The sequence below is a fragment of the Candidatus Nitrosotenuis cloacae genome (genome assembly GCF_000955905.1).
Classification (GTDB): Archaea; Thermoproteota; Nitrososphaeria; order Nitrososphaerales; family Nitrosopumilaceae; genus Nitrosotenuis; species Nitrosotenuis cloacae.
In genome coordinates, this window is the sequence record NZ_CP011097.1 from 487,681 (window position 1) to 510,741 (window position 23,061).

The 23,061-nt window shown below is 42.9% G+C and carries 27 protein-coding genes; 11 read left to right on the forward strand and 16 right to left on the reverse strand.

Annotation, left to right across the window (positions count from 1 at the left end; all coding sequences use genetic code 11):
• The first annotated feature begins 153 nt into the window (after window positions 1-153).
• On the forward strand, window positions 154-1,683 hold the full coding sequence (locus tag SU86_RS09870) for a CFI-box-CTERM domain-containing protein (protein ID WP_177318912.1): 1,530 nt from the start codon (window positions 154-156) through the stop codon (window positions 1,681-1,683).
• Here the strand turns inward: SU86_RS09870 and SU86_RS02725 are convergent.
• From SU86_RS02725 to SU86_RS02735, 3 genes are read right to left on the reverse strand one after another with little or no spacing between them, the layout of a single operon-like run.
• Window positions 1,680-2,828 carry an MFS transporter gene (locus SU86_RS02725; RefSeq protein WP_048187241.1) on the reverse strand — a complete coding sequence of 383 codons (1,149 nt, stop codon included), beginning with the start codon at window positions 2,826-2,828 and terminating at the stop codon, window positions 1,680-1,682. The genes SU86_RS09870 and SU86_RS02725 overlap by 4 nt on opposite strands.
• Complete coding sequence (locus SU86_RS02730) at window positions 2,825-3,514, reverse strand: class I SAM-dependent methyltransferase (protein ID WP_048187242.1); 690 nt, start codon at window positions 3,512-3,514, stop codon at window positions 2,825-2,827. The genes SU86_RS02725 and SU86_RS02730 overlap by 4 nt, the downstream gene beginning before the upstream one ends.
• Window positions 3,515-3,557: 43 nt before the next feature.
• Entirely contained in the window at window positions 3,558-4,286 is a 729-nt protein-coding gene (locus SU86_RS02735; RefSeq protein WP_048187244.1) for an archaeal proteasome endopeptidase complex subunit alpha, read from the reverse strand.
• A 124-nt stretch (window positions 4,287-4,410) separates the two neighbouring features.
• Between SU86_RS02735 and SU86_RS02740 the strand changes: the two genes are divergently transcribed.
• Window positions 4,411-4,794 carry an ArsR/SmtB family transcription factor gene (locus SU86_RS02740; protein WP_082096086.1) on the forward strand — a complete coding sequence of 128 codons (384 nt, stop codon included), beginning with the start codon at window positions 4,411-4,413 and terminating at the stop codon, window positions 4,792-4,794.
• Here the strand turns inward: SU86_RS02740 and SU86_RS02745 are convergent.
• Window positions 4,791-5,156 carry a PPOX class F420-dependent oxidoreductase gene (locus SU86_RS02745; protein ID WP_052755687.1) on the reverse strand — a complete coding sequence of 122 codons (366 nt, stop codon included), beginning with the start codon at window positions 5,154-5,156 and terminating at the stop codon, window positions 4,791-4,793. The genes SU86_RS02740 and SU86_RS02745 overlap by 4 nt on opposite strands.
• Window positions 5,157-5,242: 86 nt before the next feature.
• On the opposite strand from SU86_RS02745, the gene SU86_RS02750 reads away from it, so the two are divergent.
• The 8 genes from SU86_RS02750 (at window position 5,243) to SU86_RS02785 (ending at window position 13,117) form a co-directional block, all read left to right on the forward strand.
• Window positions 5,243-6,514: a Glu/Leu/Phe/Val family dehydrogenase gene (locus tag SU86_RS02750; RefSeq protein ID WP_048187247.1), complete on the forward strand. Its 1,272-nt coding sequence runs from the start codon at window positions 5,243-5,245 to the stop codon at window positions 6,512-6,514.
• A gap of 54 nt (window positions 6,515-6,568) precedes the next feature.
• Window positions 6,569-7,087, forward strand: coding sequence for a hypothetical protein (locus SU86_RS02755; RefSeq protein ID WP_048187249.1), 519 nt, complete (start codon window positions 6,569-6,571; stop codon window positions 7,085-7,087).
• On the forward strand, window positions 7,087-7,761 hold the full coding sequence (locus SU86_RS02760) for a type 1 glutamine amidotransferase (RefSeq protein WP_048187250.1): 675 nt from the start codon (window positions 7,087-7,089) through the stop codon (window positions 7,759-7,761). Before SU86_RS02755 ends, SU86_RS02760 begins: the two co-directional genes overlap by 1 nt.
• Window positions 7,762-7,803: 42 nt before the next feature.
• Window positions 7,804-9,915 (forward strand): 3-hydroxypropionate--CoA ligase, encoded by a 2,112-nt coding sequence (locus tag SU86_RS02765; RefSeq protein ID WP_048189094.1) that lies wholly within the window; start codon window positions 7,804-7,806, stop codon window positions 9,913-9,915.
• A 33-nt stretch (window positions 9,916-9,948) separates the two neighbouring features.
• Entirely contained in the window at window positions 9,949-10,710 is a 762-nt protein-coding gene (locus tag SU86_RS02770) for an enoyl-CoA hydratase/isomerase family protein (RefSeq protein ID WP_048187252.1), read from the forward strand.
• 77 nt (window positions 10,711-10,787) lie between these two features.
• A complete protein-coding gene (gene erpA / locus SU86_RS02775; protein WP_048187256.1) occupies window positions 10,788-11,138 on the forward strand; it encodes an iron-sulfur cluster insertion protein ErpA in 351 nt (116 codons plus the stop codon).
• Window positions 11,139-11,251: 113 nt separating this feature from the next.
• Window positions 11,252-12,400: a DNA primase DnaG gene (gene dnaG / locus SU86_RS02780; protein WP_048187257.1), complete on the forward strand. Its 1,149-nt coding sequence runs from the start codon at window positions 11,252-11,254 to the stop codon at window positions 12,398-12,400.
• Window positions 12,401-12,439: 39 nt separating this feature from the next.
• A complete protein-coding gene (locus SU86_RS02785; RefSeq protein ID WP_048187258.1) occupies window positions 12,440-13,117 on the forward strand; it encodes a DUF120 domain-containing protein in 678 nt (225 codons plus the stop codon).
• Here SU86_RS02785 and SU86_RS02790 read toward each other — a convergent pair.
• The 10 genes from SU86_RS02790 to argC form a co-directional block, all read right to left on the reverse strand.
• Window positions 13,114-13,728 carry an FAD synthase family protein gene (locus SU86_RS02790; RefSeq protein WP_048187259.1) on the reverse strand — a complete coding sequence of 205 codons (615 nt, stop codon included), beginning with the start codon at window positions 13,726-13,728 and terminating at the stop codon, window positions 13,114-13,116. The genes SU86_RS02785 and SU86_RS02790 overlap by 4 nt on opposite strands.
• A 37-nt stretch (window positions 13,729-13,765) precedes the next feature.
• Complete coding sequence (gene dph5 / locus SU86_RS02795) at window positions 13,766-14,803, reverse strand: diphthine synthase (protein WP_048187261.1); 1,038 nt, start codon at window positions 14,801-14,803, stop codon at window positions 13,766-13,768.
• Window positions 14,803-15,933, reverse strand: coding sequence for a M20/M25/M40 family metallo-hydrolase (locus tag SU86_RS02800; RefSeq protein WP_048187264.1), 1,131 nt, complete (start codon window positions 15,931-15,933; stop codon window positions 14,803-14,805). Before SU86_RS02800 ends, dph5 begins: the two co-directional genes overlap by 1 nt.
• Before the next feature lie 3 nt (window positions 15,934-15,936).
• The gene (gene lysX / locus SU86_RS02805; protein ID WP_048187267.1) at window positions 15,937-16,782 is read right to left on the reverse strand and encodes a lysine biosynthesis protein LysX; all 846 of its coding nucleotides are present in this window, start codon (window positions 16,780-16,782) and stop codon (window positions 15,937-15,939) included.
• Entirely contained in the window at window positions 16,779-16,946 is a 168-nt protein-coding gene (lysW/argW, locus tag SU86_RS02810; protein WP_048187270.1) for an alpha-aminoadipate/glutamate carrier protein LysW, read from the reverse strand. The genes lysX (SU86_RS02805) and lysW/argW (SU86_RS02810) overlap by 4 nt, the downstream gene beginning before the upstream one ends.
• A gap of 2 nt (window positions 16,947-16,948) precedes the next feature.
• Window positions 16,949-18,130 carry a LeuA family protein gene (locus tag SU86_RS02815; RefSeq protein WP_048189096.1) on the reverse strand — a complete coding sequence of 394 codons (1,182 nt, stop codon included), beginning with the start codon at window positions 18,128-18,130 and terminating at the stop codon, window positions 16,949-16,951.
• A gap of 118 nt (window positions 18,131-18,248) precedes the next feature.
• Window positions 18,249-18,668 (reverse strand): HTH-type transcriptional regulator LysM, encoded by a 420-nt coding sequence (gene lysM, locus SU86_RS02820; protein ID WP_048187272.1) that lies wholly within the window; start codon window positions 18,666-18,668, stop codon window positions 18,249-18,251.
• On the reverse strand, window positions 18,655-19,839 hold the full coding sequence (locus tag SU86_RS02825) for an aspartate aminotransferase family protein (protein ID WP_048189097.1): 1,185 nt from the start codon (window positions 19,837-19,839) through the stop codon (window positions 18,655-18,657). Before SU86_RS02825 ends, lysM begins: the two co-directional genes overlap by 14 nt.
• A complete protein-coding gene (locus tag SU86_RS02830; protein ID WP_048187274.1) occupies window positions 19,836-20,636 on the reverse strand; it encodes a [LysW]-aminoadipate/[LysW]-glutamate kinase in 801 nt (266 codons plus the stop codon). The genes SU86_RS02825 and SU86_RS02830 overlap by 4 nt, the downstream gene beginning before the upstream one ends.
• A gap of 4 nt (window positions 20,637-20,640) precedes the next feature.
• On the reverse strand, window positions 20,641-21,693 hold the full coding sequence (gene argC, locus SU86_RS02835) for an N-acetyl-gamma-glutamyl-phosphate reductase (RefSeq protein ID WP_048189099.1): 1,053 nt from the start codon (window positions 21,691-21,693) through the stop codon (window positions 20,641-20,643).
• An 84-nt stretch (window positions 21,694-21,777) separates the two neighbouring features.
• Here argC and SU86_RS02840 point away from each other — a divergent pair, with 84 nt between their 5' ends.
• On the forward strand, window positions 21,778-22,029 hold the full coding sequence (locus SU86_RS02840) for a hypothetical protein (protein ID WP_048187276.1): 252 nt from the start codon (window positions 21,778-21,780) through the stop codon (window positions 22,027-22,029).
• A 2-nt stretch (window positions 22,030-22,031) separates the two neighbouring features.
• Here the strand turns inward: SU86_RS02840 and lysX (SU86_RS02845) are convergent, their stop codons facing one another.
• Together lysX (SU86_RS02845) and lysW/argW (SU86_RS02850) are read right to left on the reverse strand one after the other, a co-directional pair.
• The gene (gene lysX / locus SU86_RS02845) at window positions 22,032-22,889 is read right to left on the reverse strand and encodes a lysine biosynthesis protein LysX (protein ID WP_048187278.1); all 858 of its coding nucleotides are present in this window, start codon (window positions 22,887-22,889) and stop codon (window positions 22,032-22,034) included.
• A complete protein-coding gene (gene lysW/argW, locus SU86_RS02850; RefSeq protein ID WP_048187280.1) occupies window positions 22,890-23,057 on the reverse strand; it encodes an alpha-aminoadipate/glutamate carrier protein LysW in 168 nt (55 codons plus the stop codon).
• Window positions 23,058-23,061 lie beyond the last annotated feature (4 nt).

Here is a 23,061-nt window from a genome sequence, read left to right on the forward strand (position 1 = left end):
TTTGTCATATTGCAAAAATAAGCCTATCCAAAGTCTAGATCTGTCCAGCAGTCACTATACAATTCTACACAATCTAATTAAAGATCCTAAAGCCCCCTCGAAAACTGAACGATGAAGGCGTTATTGATTATTCTAGCTATGTTGGTAAGTACAATGGCAGTCATCCCAGCATATGCTGTCATAATTGACTTGAAGGCTGAAAAAACATCTTACAAAAAAGGAGATCAGATAATAATTGTTGGAAAAACAGACAGTGCACATGCCAATTACAATATTGGTGTCAGAGTGACTGATTCCAATGGTGTTGGAGTGGCATTCACACAAGCTTATTCTGATGGTGATGGAAATTTTAAAACATTTGCAATAGATACATCAAAAGAAAAAACTTCTAATAAATTCACTATAAAAGGAATTTACAATGTAACTGCATTTTATGCTGATGATCCTCAACCTCAAAAAATCTGGAAATTTACACTGTTTGATTACTCATCTGATGGCTCACCAGTATCTCCATCTGCTGCACAAATAATGGGACAGCAATCACAACCATCAATTCCAGCACCTACTCCAACTCAACCCACAACGCCAACACAACCGACCACTCCAACTACACCCACACCAAGTACTCCACCACCATCAACTCCAGCACCAGTCATACCAAAGTGTGGAACCGGAACAGTATTTGATGAAACATCACAGACCTGCATTGTAGCGCCAGCCATTGAGCCGGAACCCGAGCCAGTACCAGAACCTATTGCAGAGGCAGAAGAGATTACAGGCCCAAAAAAGACACACATTCCAGGATTCCCAGACCCAACCAAAGATCCACAATCATACATTGACAGATACAACAACGAGCCAGCATACAAGGAATGGTTTGATAGGAATTTCCCAGATGATTCCATTTATGATATAGTGGGAGTCAAGGGTCCAAAAAAGACACACATTCCAGGATTCCCAGACCCAACCAAAGATCCACAATCATACATTGACAGATACAACAACGAGCCAGCATACAAGGAATGGTTTGATAGGAATTTCCCAGATGATTCCATTTATGATATAGTGGGAGTCAAGGGTCCAAAAAAGACACACATTCCAGGATTCCCAGACCCAACCAAAGATCCACAATCATACATTGACAGATACAACAACGAGCCAGCATACAAGGAATGGTTTGACAAAAACTTTCCAGACGATACCATCTATGATATTGTAGGAGTAGATGCCCCAACACCTGCAAGTGCATGTGGTCCGGGGACTCATGCAGAAAACGGAGTATGTGTCTTGGACAAAAAGGAAGGAATTGGCCAGTGCGCAATTGCAACAGCAGCGTTTGGAACCGAGCTTGCACCCCAAGTACAGATGCTAAGAGAAGTCCGAGACAATGTTTTGTTTAGTACCGGAACAGGAACAACTTTCATGGCCGGCTTTAACGACTTTTACTATGCGTTCAGTCCGGCAGTAGCCGACTTGGAAAGACAAAGTCCACTGTTCAAGGAAATCATCAAAACCACAATAACACCAATGTTATCGACTCTGTCAATTCTGAACTATGTTGATATAGATTCCGAGCAGGAAATGTTGGGATATGGAATTGGAATCATTTTATTGAATATGGGATTGTATTTTGTCGCACCGGCCATCATAATACTACAACTACGAAAATACGTAAAACTCTAAGCGGTATTTGGCTCTAGCGACTTTTTCTTTATGGCACTGATTATGGTGATTCCAATTCCCAGCGCAAAAAACGCCAAATATGGTGTAGCGTTTCCTGAAAACTCCGAGATCAACCCAGCAGCGATTGGCCCAATTGACCAGCCCATGCCAAATGTTGTCTCGTATGCACCTATTGTCATACCAGAACTTTGAGTGGGTGTCTTTCTTAGTATGATTTCCAGCGTTAATGGAAATATTATTGAAAATCCAAATCCCATCAAAAGCATTGCAACTGAAAACTCGATAATGGAATCTGAGTAAAATGACAATACAAGTCCTGCAGAAATGGCCAAAGTCGATGCAATTAGTGTCGTGCTGGTATGGTTTGCCAGCCTATCTGCCAGTGCAAGGGTCGCCACACGCGATGCACCAAAGACAAAAAACAAGATCTCTATTTCTGTTGCCGACATGGACCTATCGTTCAAAAATGCAGGATAAATGGTCAGAATCATCCCAAACGAGGATGCACAATAAATCAAAATCATGATAACGACTGGGAATTTTGTTACTTGCTTTATTGCAGAAAATGAGAATGTGCTATGGTTGGATTGTGTTTGTCTTTTTGTTAATTGTAGTGCAAAAATTATCGAAGACGCCATCACAAATGTCGCAATCTCAAATAATCCACGATACGAGACATCCAGTCCCTCCAGCAGGAATGTCCCAATTAACGGCCCGATCATAAAGCCGGCAACAAAAAACCCGGTAAATCGCGAAATGTTCTTGACGCGTGTATTTGCCTCACTCACATTAGAAATGATTGCCTCGGCCGGCGGCCAAAAAAATGCATGCGCAATTCCAGTCATTGCACGCAATGCCATTACTTCTGGAACGGTTCTTGCCAAAGACAGCAAAAATACCGATGCCGTGTTTATCACAACTCCGACACAAAGCAGCCTGCCATTGTTGAATCGGTGAACCAACATTCCGACAAAAACCGGGATGAACATGTATGGGATAAAATTGGCAAGGCCGATCAGGCCCAGCTCCGCATATGATGCACCTATCTCATTTTTGGCAAAAATAGGAACAATCGGGTTGTGTATGCCGTATGATATTCCAATTAAGAGTCCTGTTAGGTTCAGGATTAGTAGTGTCCTATTCATTTGTAAGCTGCAACCATTATTGCGCCACCCATCAAATCCTGTTCAAATTCAACTCTGGAGAATTTTTCCAAAATCAATCCCTCTAGCTTTTTGTTTTGCGGCCAGCGCTTGTATGTGCCGTATAGGGTGCCGAATTTTAATCCCAATCTTCCGCCAACTGCAAATGCAATCATTGGTAAAATCACCCTAAGATAGAATGACACGCCGGCCCTTGATATTGGATTATCTGGCTTGCCCAAATCCACAATAACGAATCGTCCATCTTTTTTTAGCACCCGGTGAATTTCGGAGATTGCAATTCTTAGATTTATGGCATCGCGCAACGAATATCCGCACAATACCGCATCAAACTGTTCTTCCTTGAATGGAATGTGCTCAAACACACCGCACGACATGTCTGGTGTTTTGGCAAAATATGTGCCGGTGTTCTTTAGCATTGGAACTAATGGATCATAAAGTGTAATGGAAAGATTCCCGTCGCAGATTTTTTCTGCAGTCTTTGACATGTTGCCAAAACCAGAACCCGCATCCAAGATGTGATTCCCTGGCTGCACCCGATTTGTGATTCCTCGAATTCGATGTTCTTTGTCTTTTCCTAGTGAGATGTACGAGTTTACCTTATCATAAATGGGGATTATCTGCCGAAGTACCTCAATTACCTCGCCCCAATAACTACCAAGACCCATTGGTTTTGATTATCATATTGACATAATTTGTAGTAACTAGTGACTAGTTTGGCTTTGGAAACTTTTCTTTTGCGGCTTTGGAGTATTTTTCCAAGTCTGAATCGTTTACCTTTTGCAGGGTGCGATTGTCCTTGGTGATTCGAGACATTTTGATGCTTTTTTCTTCTTTGGTCTCGCTTTTGAGCTCGATTGCAGCAATTGCCAGGGCGGACGCATCATCCAATGACATGTCGTCTTTGTAGTTTTTCTCCAAAAACGAGTTCACATCGTCGGCTCCTGCACCGATTGCCACTGCTGAATAAGAAACAAAGGTTCCTGAAGGATCAGTCACGTAAATCAGATTGCCTCTTTGGTCAACGCCTGAAATTATCAATGCTACTCCAAATGGTCGCACACCAGAATACTGGGTATATTGGTGGCATCTGTCCGCCAGATGTTTTGCCACGGTTTCAACCTCTACTTCCTCATCATAGATTAGCTTGTGACTCTGGGAAAATGTTCTTGCATCGTCAACTTGGACTCGTGCATCTGGGATGTAACCAGCTGCGGCAATTCCAATATGATCATCGACTTGGAATATTTTTTGTGTGATACCTGAAACTTGGAGCTTGCGTGGAATCTCTTCTACTGCCATTACGACTCCGTCCTTACTTTTTACGCCGACTGCCAGTGTTCCGCGCTTTACTGTCTCTATGGCATACTCTACTTGGTATATTCTTCCATCCGGAGAATACATTGTAGGCGTCATGTCGTATCCGCGTGCTGGCATCATAATGATCAAAGCTGTTCTAGTTGTCAATTTAAGCGTTAGTTGGGGTATTCAGCCTCGAATTCTGGTGCAATGTGGAGGAGATTTGGAAATAGTGTTTTAAGCAAAAATCTGATCCATAAATCCAATGAGCCTAGAAAAACTACAAGAGATCAAAGAGATGGTAGAAAAAAAATCCGGATCTGCGCGCACACCGGATCGGGATGCAAAACTACTGCTCCTCTACGTCTTTACTGGGACTCGGGGTGGATTTACCCGACTACAGATAATCAACTTGCTATCCGAAACCCCGATGAACAAAAACCAGCTTGCCCAAATAATGAATCTGGATTACAAGGCAATCCAGCATCATCTCAATGCACTGGAAAAAAACAATCTAGTCACAAAACTGGGCGAAAAATACGGCGCAACCTTTCATCTATCGAACTATTTGGAGGCAAACATTCTGGCTTTGCATGTTGTGATAGAAAAGCTCGAAAGACAGATGAGCCGCAAAATTGTATACCTCTAAATCTTAACAGCGATCCCTGCCAGGTTGTCTTTTTTGAATAATCCGATGATCTTTGCCCTAAAGCCATACTTTTTGTAGCGCAGTCTTATGGTATTTTGCATCTCTGGTTCGGTTGCAATTCTTGCCAATCCCTCAACCCACTCCCCTTTAGAATCCCCTCTAATTCCGCAAGGCATTATCTTGATGGTGGGATTGTTCCTGATTCGTTTTATTTTGCCTGTATTTTGTGAGGTCAGCACAAAAATCTGCTCATCTGATATCACAAACCAAACAGGAGTTCTAACAGCTTGTCCGCTTTTTTTGTAGGTCTCCAAATTGATGTACTTGTGGCCTGATAATGTGGCAAACTTGTCTGAGCTCATCATGGTATGATATTAGATCGGATATTTTAGGATAAGATTTCTCAACAGACTTAAATAGAATTTGCCTTCATCAGATCTCGATCAAATTGGTTCAGGCAGATCCATTCAAGAATGCACTAAAACAACTTGATGATGCATGTTCAATTCTAAAAATTGACAAAGGCACCAGGGACTATCTTGCAGAGCCAAACAAAGTCTTGCGTGTAAAACTACCAATAAAGATGGACAACGGAAAAGTTCGAGTCTTTACTGGATTTAGGAGTCAGCACAACAACGATCGCGGTCCATACAAGGGAGGGATCAGGTACTTTGATCCAGAAGGCGGCGTTGACTACATGGAAAAGGAGGTCAAGGCGCTATCGTCTTGGATGACTTGGAAGTGTGCAGTAGTTGATGTTCCACTAGGTGGGGGAAAGGGCGGAATCTTCGTCAATCCTAAAAAAGAAAAACTATCTGTGGGCGAGCTCGAAAGACTGACTAGAAGATTTGCATTTGCAATATCTGAAATCATCGGTCCAACAAAAGACATTCCGGCACCTGACGTGTACACGACAGGCGTAGAAATGTCTCAGATAATGGATGTTTACAGCAAACTAAATGGCATGGGAAGCCAGCCTGGAGTAATCACGGGCAAACCACTATCACTTGGTGGCTCTCTTGCAAGAAACGTAGCGACAGGTCTTGGATGCGCATACTGTGTCCGCGAAGCTGCAAAGACAATCGGCCTCCGACTAAAGGGGGCAAAGGTTGTCATTCAGGGATATGGCAATGCGGGAACATTTGCTGCAGAGTACCTAGAGAAAATGGGTGCAAAAATAATCGCAGTAAGTGACACCAAGGGCTCTATCATAAATCCAAATGGACTAGACTCCAAAAAGGTACTAGAGTTCAAAAACAAGACAGGCTCAGTCGTTGGTTATCCTGGAAGCAAAAAGATCTCAACAGAACAACTGCTAACAACAAAATGTGATGTACTGGTTCCAGCGGCGCTGGAAAACCAGATCAATGCAGCCATTGCAAAGAAACTGCAATGTAAAATAATTGCAGAGGCCGCAAACGGTCCTACAATGCCGGAAGCAGACCCAATCATATATGGAAAGAAGATAATCGTCATTCCAGACATTTTGGCAAACTCTGGCGGTGTTTGTATCTCATATTTGGAATGGGTACAAAACAACATGGGCTACTACTGGTCATTTGATGAAGTAGCATCAAAGATGGAAAACCACATCACACGAGGATTCAGAGATACACTCGCTTTATCCAAAAAGCACAAAATCGACATGAGACGCGCAGCAATGGTTTTGGCAGTCGGTAGAGTTGTTGAAGCATTCAAAGCAAAAGGCCTTTGGCCATAAAATCCTCATTTTTCATTTTATAATACTAAAATTATGCCTAGATTAGGTTGATTCATGGCAAACAAGCACACCATCATAGTTGTAATATCAATAGCAGTAATTGTGGGCTCTTTGGGTTATTCATCGCTAAATGTGGTATCTGCTAAGAATCTCGAGTTTGGCTGGCCTGGCCAGTCGTTTGATTTTTTGGCGGCACTAACTGGCAAGACAATACATGTTTGTAATAATTCAGATCTTCCTGCAACATTTTCGCAATATTCCTTTACAATGATTTATGATGGTGATGATCTTGGCACGTACAGCACAGGCTCTGGCGGACTAAACCCTCACAGCGATGGCGTAGTGTTTGGAAAATTTGAATCAAAGGATGATAGAATGTCTGCATTGTTTTTCTCATTTTTGGATACAGAGATGGGTGGAACAGATGTTACTCGAATTAACAAGGACAAAATCATTGTCATAACAAAGCTAGACACCACCATACTTGGAGTGGTGCCATTTTCCATAACGGAGCAATATTCCGGCCAAGAGTTTTTGGATCTGATAAACAAAAAGCCAAGCTGTGATGTATGATGAAAAATGTCTTGGTAATCCAAAACGCAAGACTAGAGGGACCTGGCACCATTGGAGAACTGCTACAATCAGATGGATTCTCCATGCAAACAATACTTGCAAAAAAAGAAAAAATCCCACCATTAAATCATGATCTGGTATTAGTCCTTGGCGCACCAGAAAGCGCAAACGATGATCTCCCGTATCTCAAAGATGAGATGGTACTAATCAAAGAGGCAGCGCAAAAAAATATCCCCGCCCTTGGGATTTGTCTTGGATCTCAGCTAATGGCAAAAGCACTTGGGGCGCAAGTCTATGCAGGACCAAAAAAGGAAATCGGTTTTTACCATAACATCATACCTGATGAGAAATCGAGCCTGTTTTCTGGCATATCCTCGCCTTTTACTGTGTTTCATTGGCATGGCGACACATTTGATATTCCGCCCGGCGCTCACCGATTGGCTCATTCTGAATCATACAACCAGGCGTTTCGGTATGGTACTGCGGTTGGCCTGCAATTCCATCTTGAGGTAAACTCTGATATCGTCCAGTCTTGGCTTGATCACACACACGAGGATCTGCCAAAGTACATCTCACCGAGTGTAATCAGATCGGAGCTTGATCTGCACATTGGTATGGTCCAATCAAACATGAAAGCATTTTACAAAAACTTCAAGTCAGAATTTGGCCTCTGACACAAATTTAATATATTGAGCGAGGATGTGTCCGATCACCTAATGAACACACAGAAAATTTTTGATGAAACAATGAAAACAGATCACAAGGTTATCACTGAAGATGTCTCTAAATCAATCCTAAAATCATATGGAGTCAAGGTTCCACCATATGCATTGGCAAAGACTGCGGCAGAGGCAGTCAAGGCATCAAAGAAAATAGGCTTTCCACTGGTAATGAAAATTGTATCGCCACAAATCCTACACAAGACAGATGCAGGCGGAGTCAAAGTCGGTGTTGCAAACGCAAAAGAAGTCAAGACTGTGTTTAATCAAATTCTAAAAAATGTGAAAAAATACGACAAGAAAGCCGAGATCAAAGGCGTTCTCCTAGAGAAGATGGTCCCAAAGGGAGTTGAGATGATTGTCGGACTACAAGTAGACCCACAATTTGGCCCAGTGATAATGGCAGGCCTTGGCGGTGTAATGACCGAAATTTTCAAGGATGTAGCATGGAGAATGCTACCAATCACAGTAGCTGATGCAAAATCAATGATTGAGGAATTAAAGTCATCAAAACTATTCAAGGGCTTCAGAGGCTCCCCACCAATTGACCTCAACATGCTGGCACAAGCACTAGTCCAGATTGGAAAAATAGGCGTAGACAATGCTTCACATGTAAACAGCATTGACTTTAACCCAATAGTGGTATATCCAAAATCCTACTTTGTAGTTGATGCAAAAATAATACTTGCAAAAGAGGTAAACCAAAACGCCATATCAAAAGCAAAGCCAAATGCTGAATTCATGGAGAAGTTCTTTACACCACAATCCGTGGCGCTAGTTGGCGCATCTGCAACACCGGGCAAAGTCGGCAACTCTGTTTTGGACAGCCTGGCAAAGCATGACTATACCGGTAAGGTATACCCAATCAATCCTAAGGCAGAAGAGATCCTCGGTGTAAAGTGTTATCCTGCAGTTGATGCAGTCCCTGACGCAGTTGATCTTGTAGTAGTCTGTGTTGATCTATCCGTAACGGCTCCAGTTTTGGAGCAATGCGCAAAGAAGGGAGTTCATAATGTTGTAATTGTTTCCGGCGGTGGAAAGGAACTTGGTGGCGAACGAGCTGCATATGAGGCCCAAGTAAAAGAGTTATCTGAAAAACACAAAATAAGAATTATTGGTCCAAACTGCATCGGAATGTTCAATGCAGCAAACAGACTCGACTGCGCATTCCAAGGCCAAGAAAGAATGGTTCGCGCAAAGCTAGGAAATGTTGCATTACTATCTCAGTCAGGTACAATGGGAATTAGTTTCCTAGAGTCTGCTGACTCGTTTGGGTTATCAAAGATGGTCAGCTATGGAAACCGCTCTGATGTTGATGAAGCAGACATGATCTGGTATCTGGCAAACGATCCACAAACCAAAGTTATAGCACTATACGTAGAGGGATTTGGAGATGGACGCAAGTTCATTGAAACCGCAAAGCAGGTAATGAAGGAAAAGAAAAAGCCAGTAGTAATCTGGAAGAGCGGAAGAACCGAGGCTGGAGCAAAGCAGGCAGCATCCCACACTGGATCACTTGGCGGCTCTAATGCTATAATCATGGGCGCATTCAAGCAAGCTGGCATAATTTCAGTTGATAGTTACCAAGAATTAGTAGCAGTAACAAAGGCACTTGCATGGCAGCCAGCAGCAAAGGGCAACCGAGCTGCAATGTGCAGTAACGGAGCAGGTCCAATGATTGGAGGAATTGATCACTTTGAGCGATTAGGCCTCGAGCTTGCAAAGGTAAGCCAAAAGACACTAGATGAGATGAAGGCGCACTTTCCACCAACATATGTCATTGGCAAAGGAAATCCAGCAGACGTTACCGGCGGTGCAAATGCCGAGGACTATCGTTATACCATAGAGAAATTCTACGAGGACCCAAATGTCGATATCGTGATGCCTTGGTTTGTATTCCAAGACGATCCACTGGAGGAGACAATCATTGATCATCTGGCTAATTTCTCAAAGCAGCAGAAAAAGCCGCTGCTAGTAGGCGGAAACGGAGGACCATACACGGCCAAAGTATCCGCACTGATTGAAAAACAAGGCGTACCTGTCTATGATGACCTTCGAGACTGGGTGGCAGCTGCGTCAGCGCTTGCTCAATGGGGCAAGCACCTCTAAAGGTTTATTTCAAGCAGAAATTTTTCCAAACTCATGGCTTTAGTTACGACATCAAAATCAAACGGAATTACTACAGTCAAAATCAACAGACCAGACAAGCTAAATGCAATGAACATGGATGTTGCAAGAGAACTCGTCGCAGTCTTTACACAATTGGACACCGACGATGAGACCAAAGTAATCATCCTGACTGGTGAGGGCGAAAAAGCATTCTCGGCAGGTGCAGACATTGAATACATGTCAAAGATCACTGCAGACCAATCAGTTGAATATGCAAAACTTGGACAGCTAGTCACCAATACCGTGGAGCTAGTATCCAAGCCGACAATTGCGGCAGTAAATGGATTTGCATTGGGTGGAGGATGCGAGCTTGCAATGTCTTGCGATATTAGAATTGCAGCAGACACTGCAAAGATGGGCCAACCAGAAGTCACAATAGGAATTCCACCTGGATGGGGCGGAACACAACGACTAATGAGAATTGTTGGAATCGCAAAGGCAAAAGAACTAGTCTACACTGGTAAGATGATAAAGGCAGATGAGGCAAAAGAAATTGGTCTTGTCAATCAAGTAGTGCCATTGGCATCGCTAATGGAAGAAACACTAAAGATGGCAAACCAAATTGCAGCAAATTCCGTTTCTGGAGTGAAAATGTCCAAAATAGCAATCAACAAGGGACGCAATGCGGATCTTGATACGGGCCTTGGAGTAGAACTCTTGGCTTGGAGAAACTGCTTTACCGATCCTGATCGTGAAGCACGCATGACTGCATTTGTGAACAAGTCCAAAAAATAAGCTAAACCTAATTTTTCTTTATTCCTACTAGTTATGAGGTGAAAACCTTATTATAATTTGGAACGACTAGCACATCCATGGCAACTGAACAAACAGAAAAGCTCGTAACAATCACACCAAAAGCAGCGGAAAAGATTGCCGAGTTTATGAAAGAGGAAGCAGACAAGCCAGAATACCTACGAGTATATGTTCAAGGCGGAGGATGCTCAGGTCTATCCTATGGAATGGGCTTTGAGGCAAAGCCAGAAGAGGACGATTCCGTCATCGTAGAGCAAGGCGTCAAACTACTAGTTGACAGCTACTCACAAGAACACCTCAAGGGAGCAAACATCGACTACATCGAGTCTCTGATGGGATCCGGATTCAAGATTAACAATCCAAATGTTACAAAATCCTGCTCATGCGGACACTCTTTTAGCACCGAATAAACTCTTTATTTTCTCATTTTTGTATTGATCTTTGCCGAGCCTAGATCATGATAAGCACTTATATCTGTGATTGCAAAAGCCAAACCATTGAACTTTAGGAGGTATACTATCAATTGCCATCAGCAGGAATTGTCAAATATCACGTTAAGTTATCCTTTGATGTTGACGGACTGGTTGAAAGAGCAGATATCATAGGCGCAATCTTTGGCCAGACCGAAGGTCTGCTAGGCCCAGAGATGAACCTAAATGAACTGCAACGTCTTTCAAAAGTCGGACGAATCGAAGTAACTGCAACCAGCACTACAAACACTACTAAAGGTGATGCTCTTATTCCAATGAGCACTGATGTTGATACATCAGCACTAATCGCTGCTGCAATTGAAAGCATAGACAAAGTAGGTCCATTTGACTGCAAGTTCAAGCTAATCGCAATAGAAGATGTTCGTGCCACAAAAAAGGACGATATCATCAAGCGAGCAAAAGAGATCAAGCAGCAATGGGCAACAAAGACCATCTCAGAAGGCGATACCATGCTAAAAGACATCCACGAGGGAACATCTACATCCGGAAAACTAACCACATATGGTAGGGGAAAACTCCCATGCGGACAAGGCGTCTTTGACTCTCCTTGGATTATCCTAGTAGAGGGAAGAGCCGATGTGATCAATCTGCTTCGTGCAGGAATTGACAACTCACTTGCCATTGACGGCGCAAGAATCGACGAATCAATCCGTGATTTATGCGACCAAAAGGACAAGGTGATTGCATTTTTGGACGGGGATAGAGCAGGCGGATTCATCCTAAAGGAGCTCAAAAGCGTAGTCGACATAGACATCGTACATAGAGCACCAGAAGGAGTCGAAGTCGAAGAACTCACACCACAACAAATCACCGACATTCTAAAGGATACCATAGAAGAGATGAAAAATCCAAAGGCAAAGCCAACGCTTTCTGATCCAACAGACAAGCCAATGGCAGAGCTTGCAGAAAAGACATTCTCACAAATCAATGAAACTCTAGAAGCAATTGGATTAGACGCAGACAGAAAAGAGGTCTTCAAGGTACCAATTTCAGAACTTGTCTCAAAGCTTTCAGTACAATCCGGCATCAAATATCTGATACTTGACGGGATAGTAACCCAGAGACTGGTAGATGGCGCAAAGCAAGCAGGAATCGAGTGTGTCATTGGACACAGAGTAGCGAACCTGACTAACAAAGACGGCATAGCGCTCAAAACATTTACCGAACTCGGGGTCGCTTAAGATAAAATCTTAAACACTATCTTTTTTATTTTTAAAATAATGTCAGAGCTAAAAATCCAGCACCTAATCACGCTAACCGAACTATTATCAAAAGGTGCAAAGAACAACTTTATCCCAATCACCACATCCACTCTGGGCAAAAACATACACAAGTCCCAGCAGGCAGCCTCAAAACACCTACTGGAACTAGAAGAGGGCGGATTTATCTCCAGAATAATGTCTGGCAGAAAGGTCTCAGTCAAGCTAACGCAAAAGGGATTTGATCAAATTTCTGATTTGTATAATTTGCTAAAGAACAGCTTAGAATCTGTCCCATCTACGATTGATCTGTCTGGTGTGTTAGTTGCTGGAATGGGGGAGGGAAAATACTACATGTCACTCAAGGGCTATACAAAACAATTTGCGCAAAAAATTGGATACGTGCCATTTCCAGGAACACTGAATGTCAAGCTGGACAAAAAAGAACACATCGAATCGCTACGCCAACTGAACAATCTGGATGGAACAAAAATCGACGGCTTTTCTGATGGCAAGCGAACATATGGATGGGTCAAGTGCTTTGCCTGCAAGCTGAATGGTAAGGTCGATGCTCAGTTAATCATACTAGAGAGGACTCACCATGATCTGTCTACTATAGAATTAATATCAAAACTTGAGATACGCAAAAAACTTGGACTAAAGTCAGGCTCGTCAATATCGATTAAAATTACACTCTAGATTCCGTGTAGGGCTTCGCCGTATTCTTTTTCTATTTTGGAGCTGGAATATTCCGGAATTGGGGATTGCAGTCTAGCTACTCGTACATTCAATCCAATCACTTTGCATCCGTCTGTGATGAATTTTTCCTGGTGAACCTGATCATAACCCAGCGCGATTATATCTGGTCTAACAAGGGACACTGTCTTGAAAATGTCCCCCTCCTTTCCTACCAGGCACAAGTCCACTGTAGATAATGCACCGATGAGCTCTTGTCTTTGTGTTTCTGCGTGCAGTGGTCTGCGCTTTTTCATTTTTACTGCAGTATCGCCAGTTGCAATAACTACAACCAGTACATCGCCTAGTGCCTTTGCTGCATTTAGGGTGTAGATGTGGCCTGGATGTATGATATCAAAGACACCACCAGCCAATACAACATGCAATGAGGTTCTGCCAAACTCTGTCAGCATTCCGCTTTCAGATAACAGCAGATTTTTTTTCAGGGCATCGATTCTGTCATTGATGTATGTCTCTGAGAGATTTGTCTTTTTGATGCAATGTGTGATTGGGTTCTCGCCAGTTATTGAGCAAACATAGAAAGATGTGAGTATTTTTTTATCGATAATATCCAAAGCATTACTCCTGTGTATTCATCATTTTTAATCCGTTCTATGGAATTTCCGGCTCGATTCCCTTTGCTATTCGCAGCGCATCCACCAAACCATCGGCATATCCAATTGATAATATGGCAAGCTCATCTTGGCCCTGAGAATAGAATCGCTCTGCGTCCTTGATGTACAAGTCTGCATTTTCCAATACTCCGGCAAATTCCTTTGAGTCCTTGTAGTATGGTGTTATCTGGTCTAGTGCGCGTCGGACCATTGGGATGTACTTTTTCATCATTTGTGCAGATATCTTTTCTATTTTTGGGGTGTTGTCCTCTGGTGGCTCAATGCATTCTGCTAATACCTTTAGTGCATCTGACTCTGTAAAGTGCATCATACCTGGAATAATGATAGTGTGTGGTGCTTCACCAAAGTCTGTTTTGGATAGTGAGGAGAATTTCCCTGCAATTATCTTTTGATTGTCTTGGCCAATCCTTGATGCAACTATTCCATAGGTGTCATCTGAGAAGACCTTTCTTGCCTGCTCTTTTTCCTGGACTTTGAGGCTGGCAATTGCGTCCTTTGGGTCCAAAAAGAAATTCTTGTTTTGGTTCCATTCTAATAATACGATGGTGTGGTTGCCAAGCTTTAGGTTCTCAAATATTGTATAGTATGCAGTAGATGATGATATGCCACTCATTATGGTGACTGTCTTTCCTACTTTGTAAAAGTGCAAACCACACTCGCCAATCAGAGATGTAATGGCAGATGATCCGTGGATGGTGTCTGTTTTGATATCATCAGAGATTGCACGAATTCGCAATTCTATGTGCGTGGTTGCAATGTATGGATCTCCGTATGATAACAATGCTACCTGCTTTGTCTTTGCAGCCTCTAGGATTTCCTTTCCGTCTTCGACTAGCCATCTTGGGGCAAGCTTGAATTGGCCCTTTGTTAGTTGTTCTAGGAATTTGGTTTCATGTTCTTTCATTGGACTAGTAAACTGCTCAAAATACACCACACCTGATTCTGAAATTATTTTTTTTATTTTATCCGATAATGCTTCGGCTCCGCCAATTCCTAGGCCTACAAACCAGAGCATTACTTTTCGCTTTTGGAATCGTGCAGTCGTTTTAGATGATGCAGCGTATTTCTGATAACCTCAATTCCTCTTAGGTATTCATTCATAGAGACTCGCTCATCTATAGTGTGCGATGCGTGTGGGTCTCCCGGACCATATGTTACCACTGGGACATTCCATAGCGTGCCAATGATGTTCATGTCTCCAGTCCCTGTCTTTCTAATTAGGGCTGGTCTTTTTCGCTCTACATCCATTACACCCAGAGTAAATGCGCGCACCAAAGGCGAGTTCATTGGCGCCTCAAAGGGTTCGGTCTCATCAATCACCGAATACATTGCCTCCACTTGCTGCTTGTTTGCAAGCTCACTCACCTTGGTAGAAATCTTTTCCCCCACTGCCTTGCAGTTGAGCGTAACTGGAATTCTAATGTCCATTATGGTATTGCATTCCTTTGGAGTTACGTTGTGAGAGTCACCACCTTTGATCTCAGTAATGGTGGCAGTAAGCATCATTCCTTTTGATTTTCCTTCCTGGTTTTCCTCCAGTGCCTTTTTGAGCTCGCTTGTAAACTTCATGGCTTCCTCGATTGCATTCTTTGCAAGCCAGGGGGCAGATGCGTGTGCAGAATCTCCCACATTGACTTTGAGGTTTATTGCAATTCTTCCCTTGTAAGCTATTGTGACATTGGTGATGCCGCTTGGCTCGCCAAACACTGCATAGTCAATGTCGAGCTTTTGCTTTGCCAGATTTTTAATTCCGGTTGCGTTTCCTTCCTCATCTACTGCTCCTACAAAAATTATGGTGCCATTGTTTTTTTGTAGAGTGGATGCAGCTAGTAGCATTGCCATCAGTGGGGCCTTTGCGTCCGATGCTCCGCGTCCATACAAAAAATCACCCTCCTTTCTTACCTTGACCTTTCCTGGAACTGTATCCATGTGGCCGCACAACAAGACTCGCGGCGAGCCGGAGCCAATTGTTGCAATAAGATTTCCTACCTCATCAATTTTGATACTATCAAATCCTAAATCATCGCACTTGTCTGCCAGAAATTCTGCCATTGGCTTTTCAGCTAGTGATGGTGTGTAGAGTCTGAGTGCCTTTTCTAGCATCTTTATCGAGAATCTGGGGGTTATAGTAAATGACGAGTCCATTTTTTATTTTCCTGATTTTACTGCGTATTCTAAAATCTTTCCAGCAATGTCCACGCCTGTCACTCGTGCTACGTTTCGATATTCTGTGGTATTGTTGATTTCATGAACCACCAAGCCTCGCTCTTTGCTCTCCATTAGATCAATTCCTACTATTTGGCCCTTGACAGAGTCCTTTGCCTTGATGCATATTTCTTCCAGTTCTGGGGTTATTTCGCATATTTCGGCAGTACCTCCTAGGTGTGTGTTTGTCTTCCAGTTTTCTGTAGTGGAATTGCGATATATTGCACCCTCTACCGTATCACCAATCACTATGGCTCGGATGTCTCGTGGCGGTCTTTGCACAAATTCCTCCAAATAATGAATCTGGTAAATTGGATACATTTTCTCTCGCTCTTCTATGATTCCTTCGGCGGCTTCTTTGTTGTTTAGTCTCTGGACCATTCTGCCCCAGCTTCCGACGGTTGGCTTGATCACCTTTGGATAGCCGATTTCATCCAGTGCAGTAAGTGCCGAGTCTTTTGAAAATGCCACACTGACATACGGTGTTTCAATTCCTACGTTTTTTAGTAACATGTGCGTGAAGAGCTTGTTGCCTGCATAAACTCCGCAATACAAAGAATTGATAACATTGGCACCCATTCCCTCCAATGCAGCAGTTGCGTGCAGGTTTCTGTAATAGCTGACACATCTTTGCAGTACTGTTTGGTATTGGGATTTCTTATCTACATCTAAAACAAGGCTCTTACAATCTACCATCTCGATTTTGATGCCCATCTTGGTTGCAGCTTCTGTCAGGGCTTTTTCTTCTGGTCGAATTGTGTCGTAGAGAACCGTTATCGGGGAGCTCACTGGCCCCAGTCCTCTCCGACGCTTTGAGCTGGTTTTAGCCCAAATCCGCCTGAAGATTTGATTATCTCAAAGCTTGCGCCGCAATCGGGACAAGTTACAAGCTCGCCTTCTAGGGCATCACTTGGAATTGAAATATCTGAATCACATTCAGCACATTTTGCCATGGTTAATCCTTACTGCTTTTTGCGTCATTAATTATCTTTCTTTCAAGCTTACCATCAAGTGGGATTTCCAATAGGTCCCCCATTCTGAGGTTTTTAAGCCCGGCAGCAACTGCCTTTGCCTGCTCGTCGTTTTTTGGCAAGCCAAGCAATGACATCAAATATGCTGATCCGCCCTTTCCAGCTAATTCTCCAAAGACTATCTTGCGTCTATTCCCTACCACTCTTGGCGGAATTGGCTCATAGGCTGCGGGATTTCTGAGTATTGCAGACAAGTGAGTTCCTGCCTTGTGCTTGTAGGCAGTTGGCCCAACAAGTGGCTTTGAGTCATATGGTACAATTCCGGTATATTCCTCAATTAGTCTGGATAGGTCAGTTAGCATGTCTAGTCTGAAATCATTTGGTGACTTGTAAAGATAGGTCATGGCAACTGCGACTTCTGCCAGCGATGGGATTCCTGTTCTTTCTCCGACACCATCAATTGTGGTGTGGATTTGATCTGCTCCTGCATCAACTCCTGCAAATGCGTTTGCTACTGCCAGTCCTATATCATTGTGACAGTGAACATCAAGTGGCACTTTGATCTTTTCTTTGACCATTTTAACAAAATTGAACATGCCTTTTGGTCTCATTATTCCAACGGTATCTGGCAGACTGATTCTGTCCACTCCAGCTTCCTCGATTGCCTTGCAAACTTTGAGTAAGAACTCTGGATCTGCTCGAGAGCCATCCTCTACGGTAAATCTCATCTTTAGTCCATGAGACTTTGCATACTCGACTGTTTCTACTGCACGTCTTAGTGCTTCCTCTCGAGTGATTCTGAGCTTGTCCTTTAGGTGAATGTCTGATATTCCAAGATATGTTGCAGTCCACTTTGGATCACACTTTAGTGCGACATCAACGTCTTCTTTTAGTGCACGAACGTGTGCTACAATGTCTGCTTTGAGGCCTTGCTTGATGATTGTCTTTGTCGCCTCAAAATGATCCTCTGATACTACTGGTGAAATTTCAATTTGGTCTACGCCAAAATAATCAAGCATCCATGCAATTTGGATTCTCTGCTTGTTGGTAAATGTGACTCCTGGGTGCTGCTCTCCTTCCCTTAGTGTACTGTCCAGTACGTGGATTCTTCGCGGCTTTTTGTCGTACTCGTTGTACAGATGTGCGTAATAGTTTGGGTCACTCATTTGCAGAGATAGCAAGCCGCAATACCTGTTATAAACATATTCGTACTAAAAGCGGCTAGTATCAGAGATTTATGGTTATTTTTCGGCTAAAAGCAGAGAAAGTAGTTCGATTTTCGTCTCAGGTTACTTCGCGTAGAATGATGACTGTGTTGGTGTCTGATACGCCTGGTACCTTTCGGAGTGCGTCAATTGCTAGATTAATCTCTGTAATGTTTGGCGATGAGATTATCACTGCAATGTCGTACTGTCCTGTGATTTCGTACACTGTCTTTACGCCATCCAGCTTGGTTAGTCTTGCTGAAACCTTGGATGTGTCCATGGATGACTCTACTGAAATGAGAACAATCGCCTTGGTAGAGTTTTGCTCACCGATTTCGATTGTGAATTTTTTAATTATCTGGGCATCTGTTAGGTTTTTGACTCGACGCCTTACCGCTGACTCTGATAGCTTTAGCTTTTTGCCAATATCTACAAAGGATTCTCTGGAATCATCCCGCAAGATTCTAAGAATCTCATCATCTACGCTATCCTTGTGCATTCTTTCGTCTCTCCGACTCCTTGGTAAATAATCGGTCCAGTACCTCTAATACTTTTGTTATTTCTGCTTCTGACATTACTAGTGGTGGTAGGAATCGCAGTATGTTTCTGCCCGAATATAACAGTAAAACACCTTCTGCAATACCATCCATCAAAATGTCCTTGACCTCAAACTTCATCTCTACTCCAATCATCATACCTTTGCCACGGACCTCTCTGATGATATTGTGCTTTTCTCTTAGCTTTTCCAGTCCATCTCTGAATATTCTGCCCACTCTTGCTGCATTGTCCACTAGTCCGTCTTGTGTTAGTGCTTGGATAGTTGCAATGCCGGCTGCACATGATAATGGGTTTCCTCCAAATGTTGAGGAATGCTCACCCTTGCTCATTGCAGCCAAAATGTCTGGTCTAGTCAAAGTGGCACTCATTGGAACACCACCTGCAATTCCTTTTGCTAAGCATATGATATCTGGTGTCGTATTCCAGTGATCACACGCCCACATCTTGCCTGTTCTGCCAAGACCAGCTTGGATTTCGTCAAAGATTAGCAGGATTCCGCGCTCATCACAAAGCTTTCTGACATCTTGCAAAAATCCATCTGGAGCTACATTGATTCCACTCTCTCCCTGAATTGGCTCCATTATCACAAATGCCGTATCGCTATCGATTTTTGTTCTCAGTGCTTCTATATCGCCAAATGGGGAGAATGCAACTTTTTCCACTAGTGGCATGAATGCTTTACGATATTTTGGATTAAACGTAACTGATAATGATCCTAGTGATTTTCCATGGTATGATCCATTCATTGCAACCATTCCGGATTTGCCTGTGAACTTTCTTGCAAACTTGATTGCAGCTTCGACTGCTTCGGTTCCGCTGTTTCCAAGATGAACTTGGGTTAGACCCTTTGGTGCAATCTTTATGAGATTCTCTAAAAATTCTTCTCTTGTTTTGTTGTACAGTGAGGTGTGAACTGTGATGATCTTATCCAATTGTGCTTTGAGTGCAGCAACAACTCGTGGATTTCTGTGACCAACTAAGGCAACTCCGTATCCGCCCATGCAATCAATGTATTCTTTACCATTAATGTCGTAGAGTTTTGCGCCTTCCCCTCTCTCTATTGTGACTGGGAATCTTTGGTATAGGCTACCAAGAAAATTGTCTTCACTCATTTTGAAATCACTGTGCATTTTGTGTGAGAAATTGCCGCTGATATAGGATTTTCGCGCTGACCATTGCCAATTAGTGCCTCTTTTACTCCCATGTCTAGGGCTTCGGTTGCAGCTAGGATCTTTTTCTCCATTCCAAAGCCTACCTTTGGTCTGATCTCCTTGGCTTCGGCATTTGTCATCTTTTCGACTAGCCTGTCATTCATCAAAAGGCCATCCACATTTGTCAAAAATAGGATCTTGTCGCTCTGGATGGCGCCAGCCACATTTGCTGCCGCCCTATCACCATCAATGTTTAGCATATCAAATTCCTTGCTCATTGCAATTGGGGATACTACTGGCGTGTAGCCCTTGTCTAGGAGCATCTTGAGCAGCTCTGAATTTACCTTGGTTACCTTACCAGTATAGCCACCATCAATAATCTGTTTTCTGCCCTTTTCATTCACTATGACTAGCTTTTCCTTTCGCTCTGCTAGAAATATCTGGCCGTCAATTCCACTAAGGCCTACTGCATTGATTCCGTGCTTTTGGAGCATTTGCACAATTGCCTTGTTTATCTTACCTGACATTACCATGGTGAATATCTCTGCGGTTTCCTTGTCTGTGTATCGAGATTTTATTCCACTAGGAGATACTACGAATCTTGGCTCTTTTCCTAACAACTCGCAGGTCTTGGTGACTTCTTTTCCTCCACCATGCACTAAAATAACTCCTTCTTGGTCTGCGACTTTTTTAATATCTGATATGGTGCTTGGATGAAGATTTTCTACGACGCTTCCGCCGATTTTAATTGTAATCATTTTTCTAAACTGGGGTTAGTGGCGAATATCTGAGGCCATCCATTTCATCAAAGCCTGACATTACGTTCATGTTTTGAATGGCAGAGCCTGCTGCACCCTTCATCAAATTGTCTGATGCGGATAGTGCGACCAATCTATGATTGTCCTCATCAATGTCAAATCCAATATCACAGAAATTAGATCCTACTACGAACTTTGGATCTGGGAACTTGTAGAGTCCTTTCTTGTCGCGAATCAATCTGATGAATCTTTCATCTTTGTACATTTCGCGATACATCTTCCATAGCTCAATCTCAGTCACTTCTCTGTTTAGGAACGTGTGGTTTGTGCACAAGATTCCACGGACAATATCTACTGCGTGTGGGCTCATTGATACCTTGATTGGTTTTCCCGCAATTTCTGATAGTTCTTGTTCAATCTCACCCGTGTGTCTGTGCTTTGCTGGCTTGTATGGTCGAATTACACCTGAACGCATTGCATGATGTGTGCCTGCAACACTGCCTGCACCTGCACCAGATGAGCCGATTTTAGAGTCAACTACGATATGCTCTGTGTCGATAATGTTGTTTTTGATTAGTGGTGCTATAGCTAGTATTGATGTCACTGCCATGCATCCAGGACATGAAACAAGTTTAGCATCCCTGATTTTTTCTCTGTGCAACTCTGGCACACCAAAGACTGATTTTTCCAAATACTCTGGGTGTGGGTGCTCCCATCCATACCATTTTCCATATGCATCCTTGTTGTGCAATCTGTAATCTGCTGATAAATCGATAACCTTGAGGCCTCTGTCGTATAATGCCTTGACAATCTCTGTTGCGGTTCCGTGTGGAACTGCAGTAAATACCAGGTCACACTTGTCTGTCATTCTGTCATAGTCTAATTCCGAGAATGTCATCTCTGTGAATCCCTTTAGTGCCGGTTGGACTCGGTGCAAATATTCCCCAACATACTGTCGTGATGTAACTTGGGTGATCTCTACTTTTGGATGTGTGACCAAAAGACGTAGCATTTCTCCTCCGACATAACCGGAAGCTCCGACTACTCCTACTCGCAACATGTTCCTACACTGAATGCGGTATAATTTATTGTATTCTGATGTAGAAAAAAATTTATTCAATTTCATATAGCTCAGTTTTTGTTGGCAAAATCTGATCGCGATTTAGTAAAAAAACGAAAGGCCGACTATAATCGAAATAGATACAAAAAAGACCCGGCATTCAAGGAACGACTAAAAGAGTCATACAAAAAGTGGTATGCAAAAAACAAAAAATCTGTAGTTGAGCGAGTTTCTACAAATCATCAGAAAAATCACTCGGATTACTTACAATATCAAAAAGAACACTATCGATATCTCAAGTACAGAAGAAAGTATGCATCAAAGAGTGGCTAGAATTATTTTCTGATTTGTGAGGCTGCGAATTTTACCATTTCCTGTGGGATGTTTTTCTTGGCAACTCGCGCCAATCCCTTGAACTCTACTGTGTTGTTTACCTCATGACAAACCAATCCGCGAGCTTTGTCTTCCATAAGATCAATTCCTAGAATTCCGCCGCCAACTGCATTTGATGCCTTGAGGCAAATGTCTTCCACTTCTGGTGTAATTTCACACAGTTCTGGGTCGCCACCTAATGCGATGTTTGTCTTGAAATCGCCTTGGGACTTGCGATACATTGCAGCAACTACCTGATCCCCTACTGTGATGGCTCGAATGTCGCGTGGCGGTCTGTCTATCATTTCTTGTAAATAGTAAATTCTATCATGTGAACCATCCTCGATATCACGCATCTCAATTATTGCTTCGGTAGTGTCTTTATCACGCAATGGCATTACGCCTCTGCCCCAGCTTCCAATTACTGGTTTTATTACAATTGGATAGCCCACCTTTTCGATTAGATTCATTGCCTCCTCTGATGAGAATGCAAAATACGTCTTGGGTGTTGGAACACCTGATTTTTTTAGTAAAAGTGATGTTACCAGCTTGTTTCCGCAATTGTCTGCTACTTTGTGTGAATTTATGACTGGAATGCCCAGAAATTCTAGGCACGATGTAAAGTGCAGCCCCCTAAAGTAACTGACACATCTTTCCAGGACCACATCTCCAAAGTCAACATCGGTTTTCTTGCTTTCGGTGCTTAGCTGAGTAATCTTTGCATCCAGCATTATTGTATCGAATCCGAGGCTGGCAGATGCGTCTTGCAGCATCTTTTCCTCCAGTCTTATTCTATCAAATACGATACAGACTCTGGACAACTATTCTCCCCAGTCTTCTCCAACACTTTCTGCTGGTTTTAGCTGAACGTTAGCGCCTTCTTTTTTTGCTATTTCAAAGTCTGCGCCACATTCTGGGCAAGATACTATCTCGCCTACAGCTGCGTCCCCTGGGATATTGATTCCTGCGTCACATTCTAAACAATTCATTACG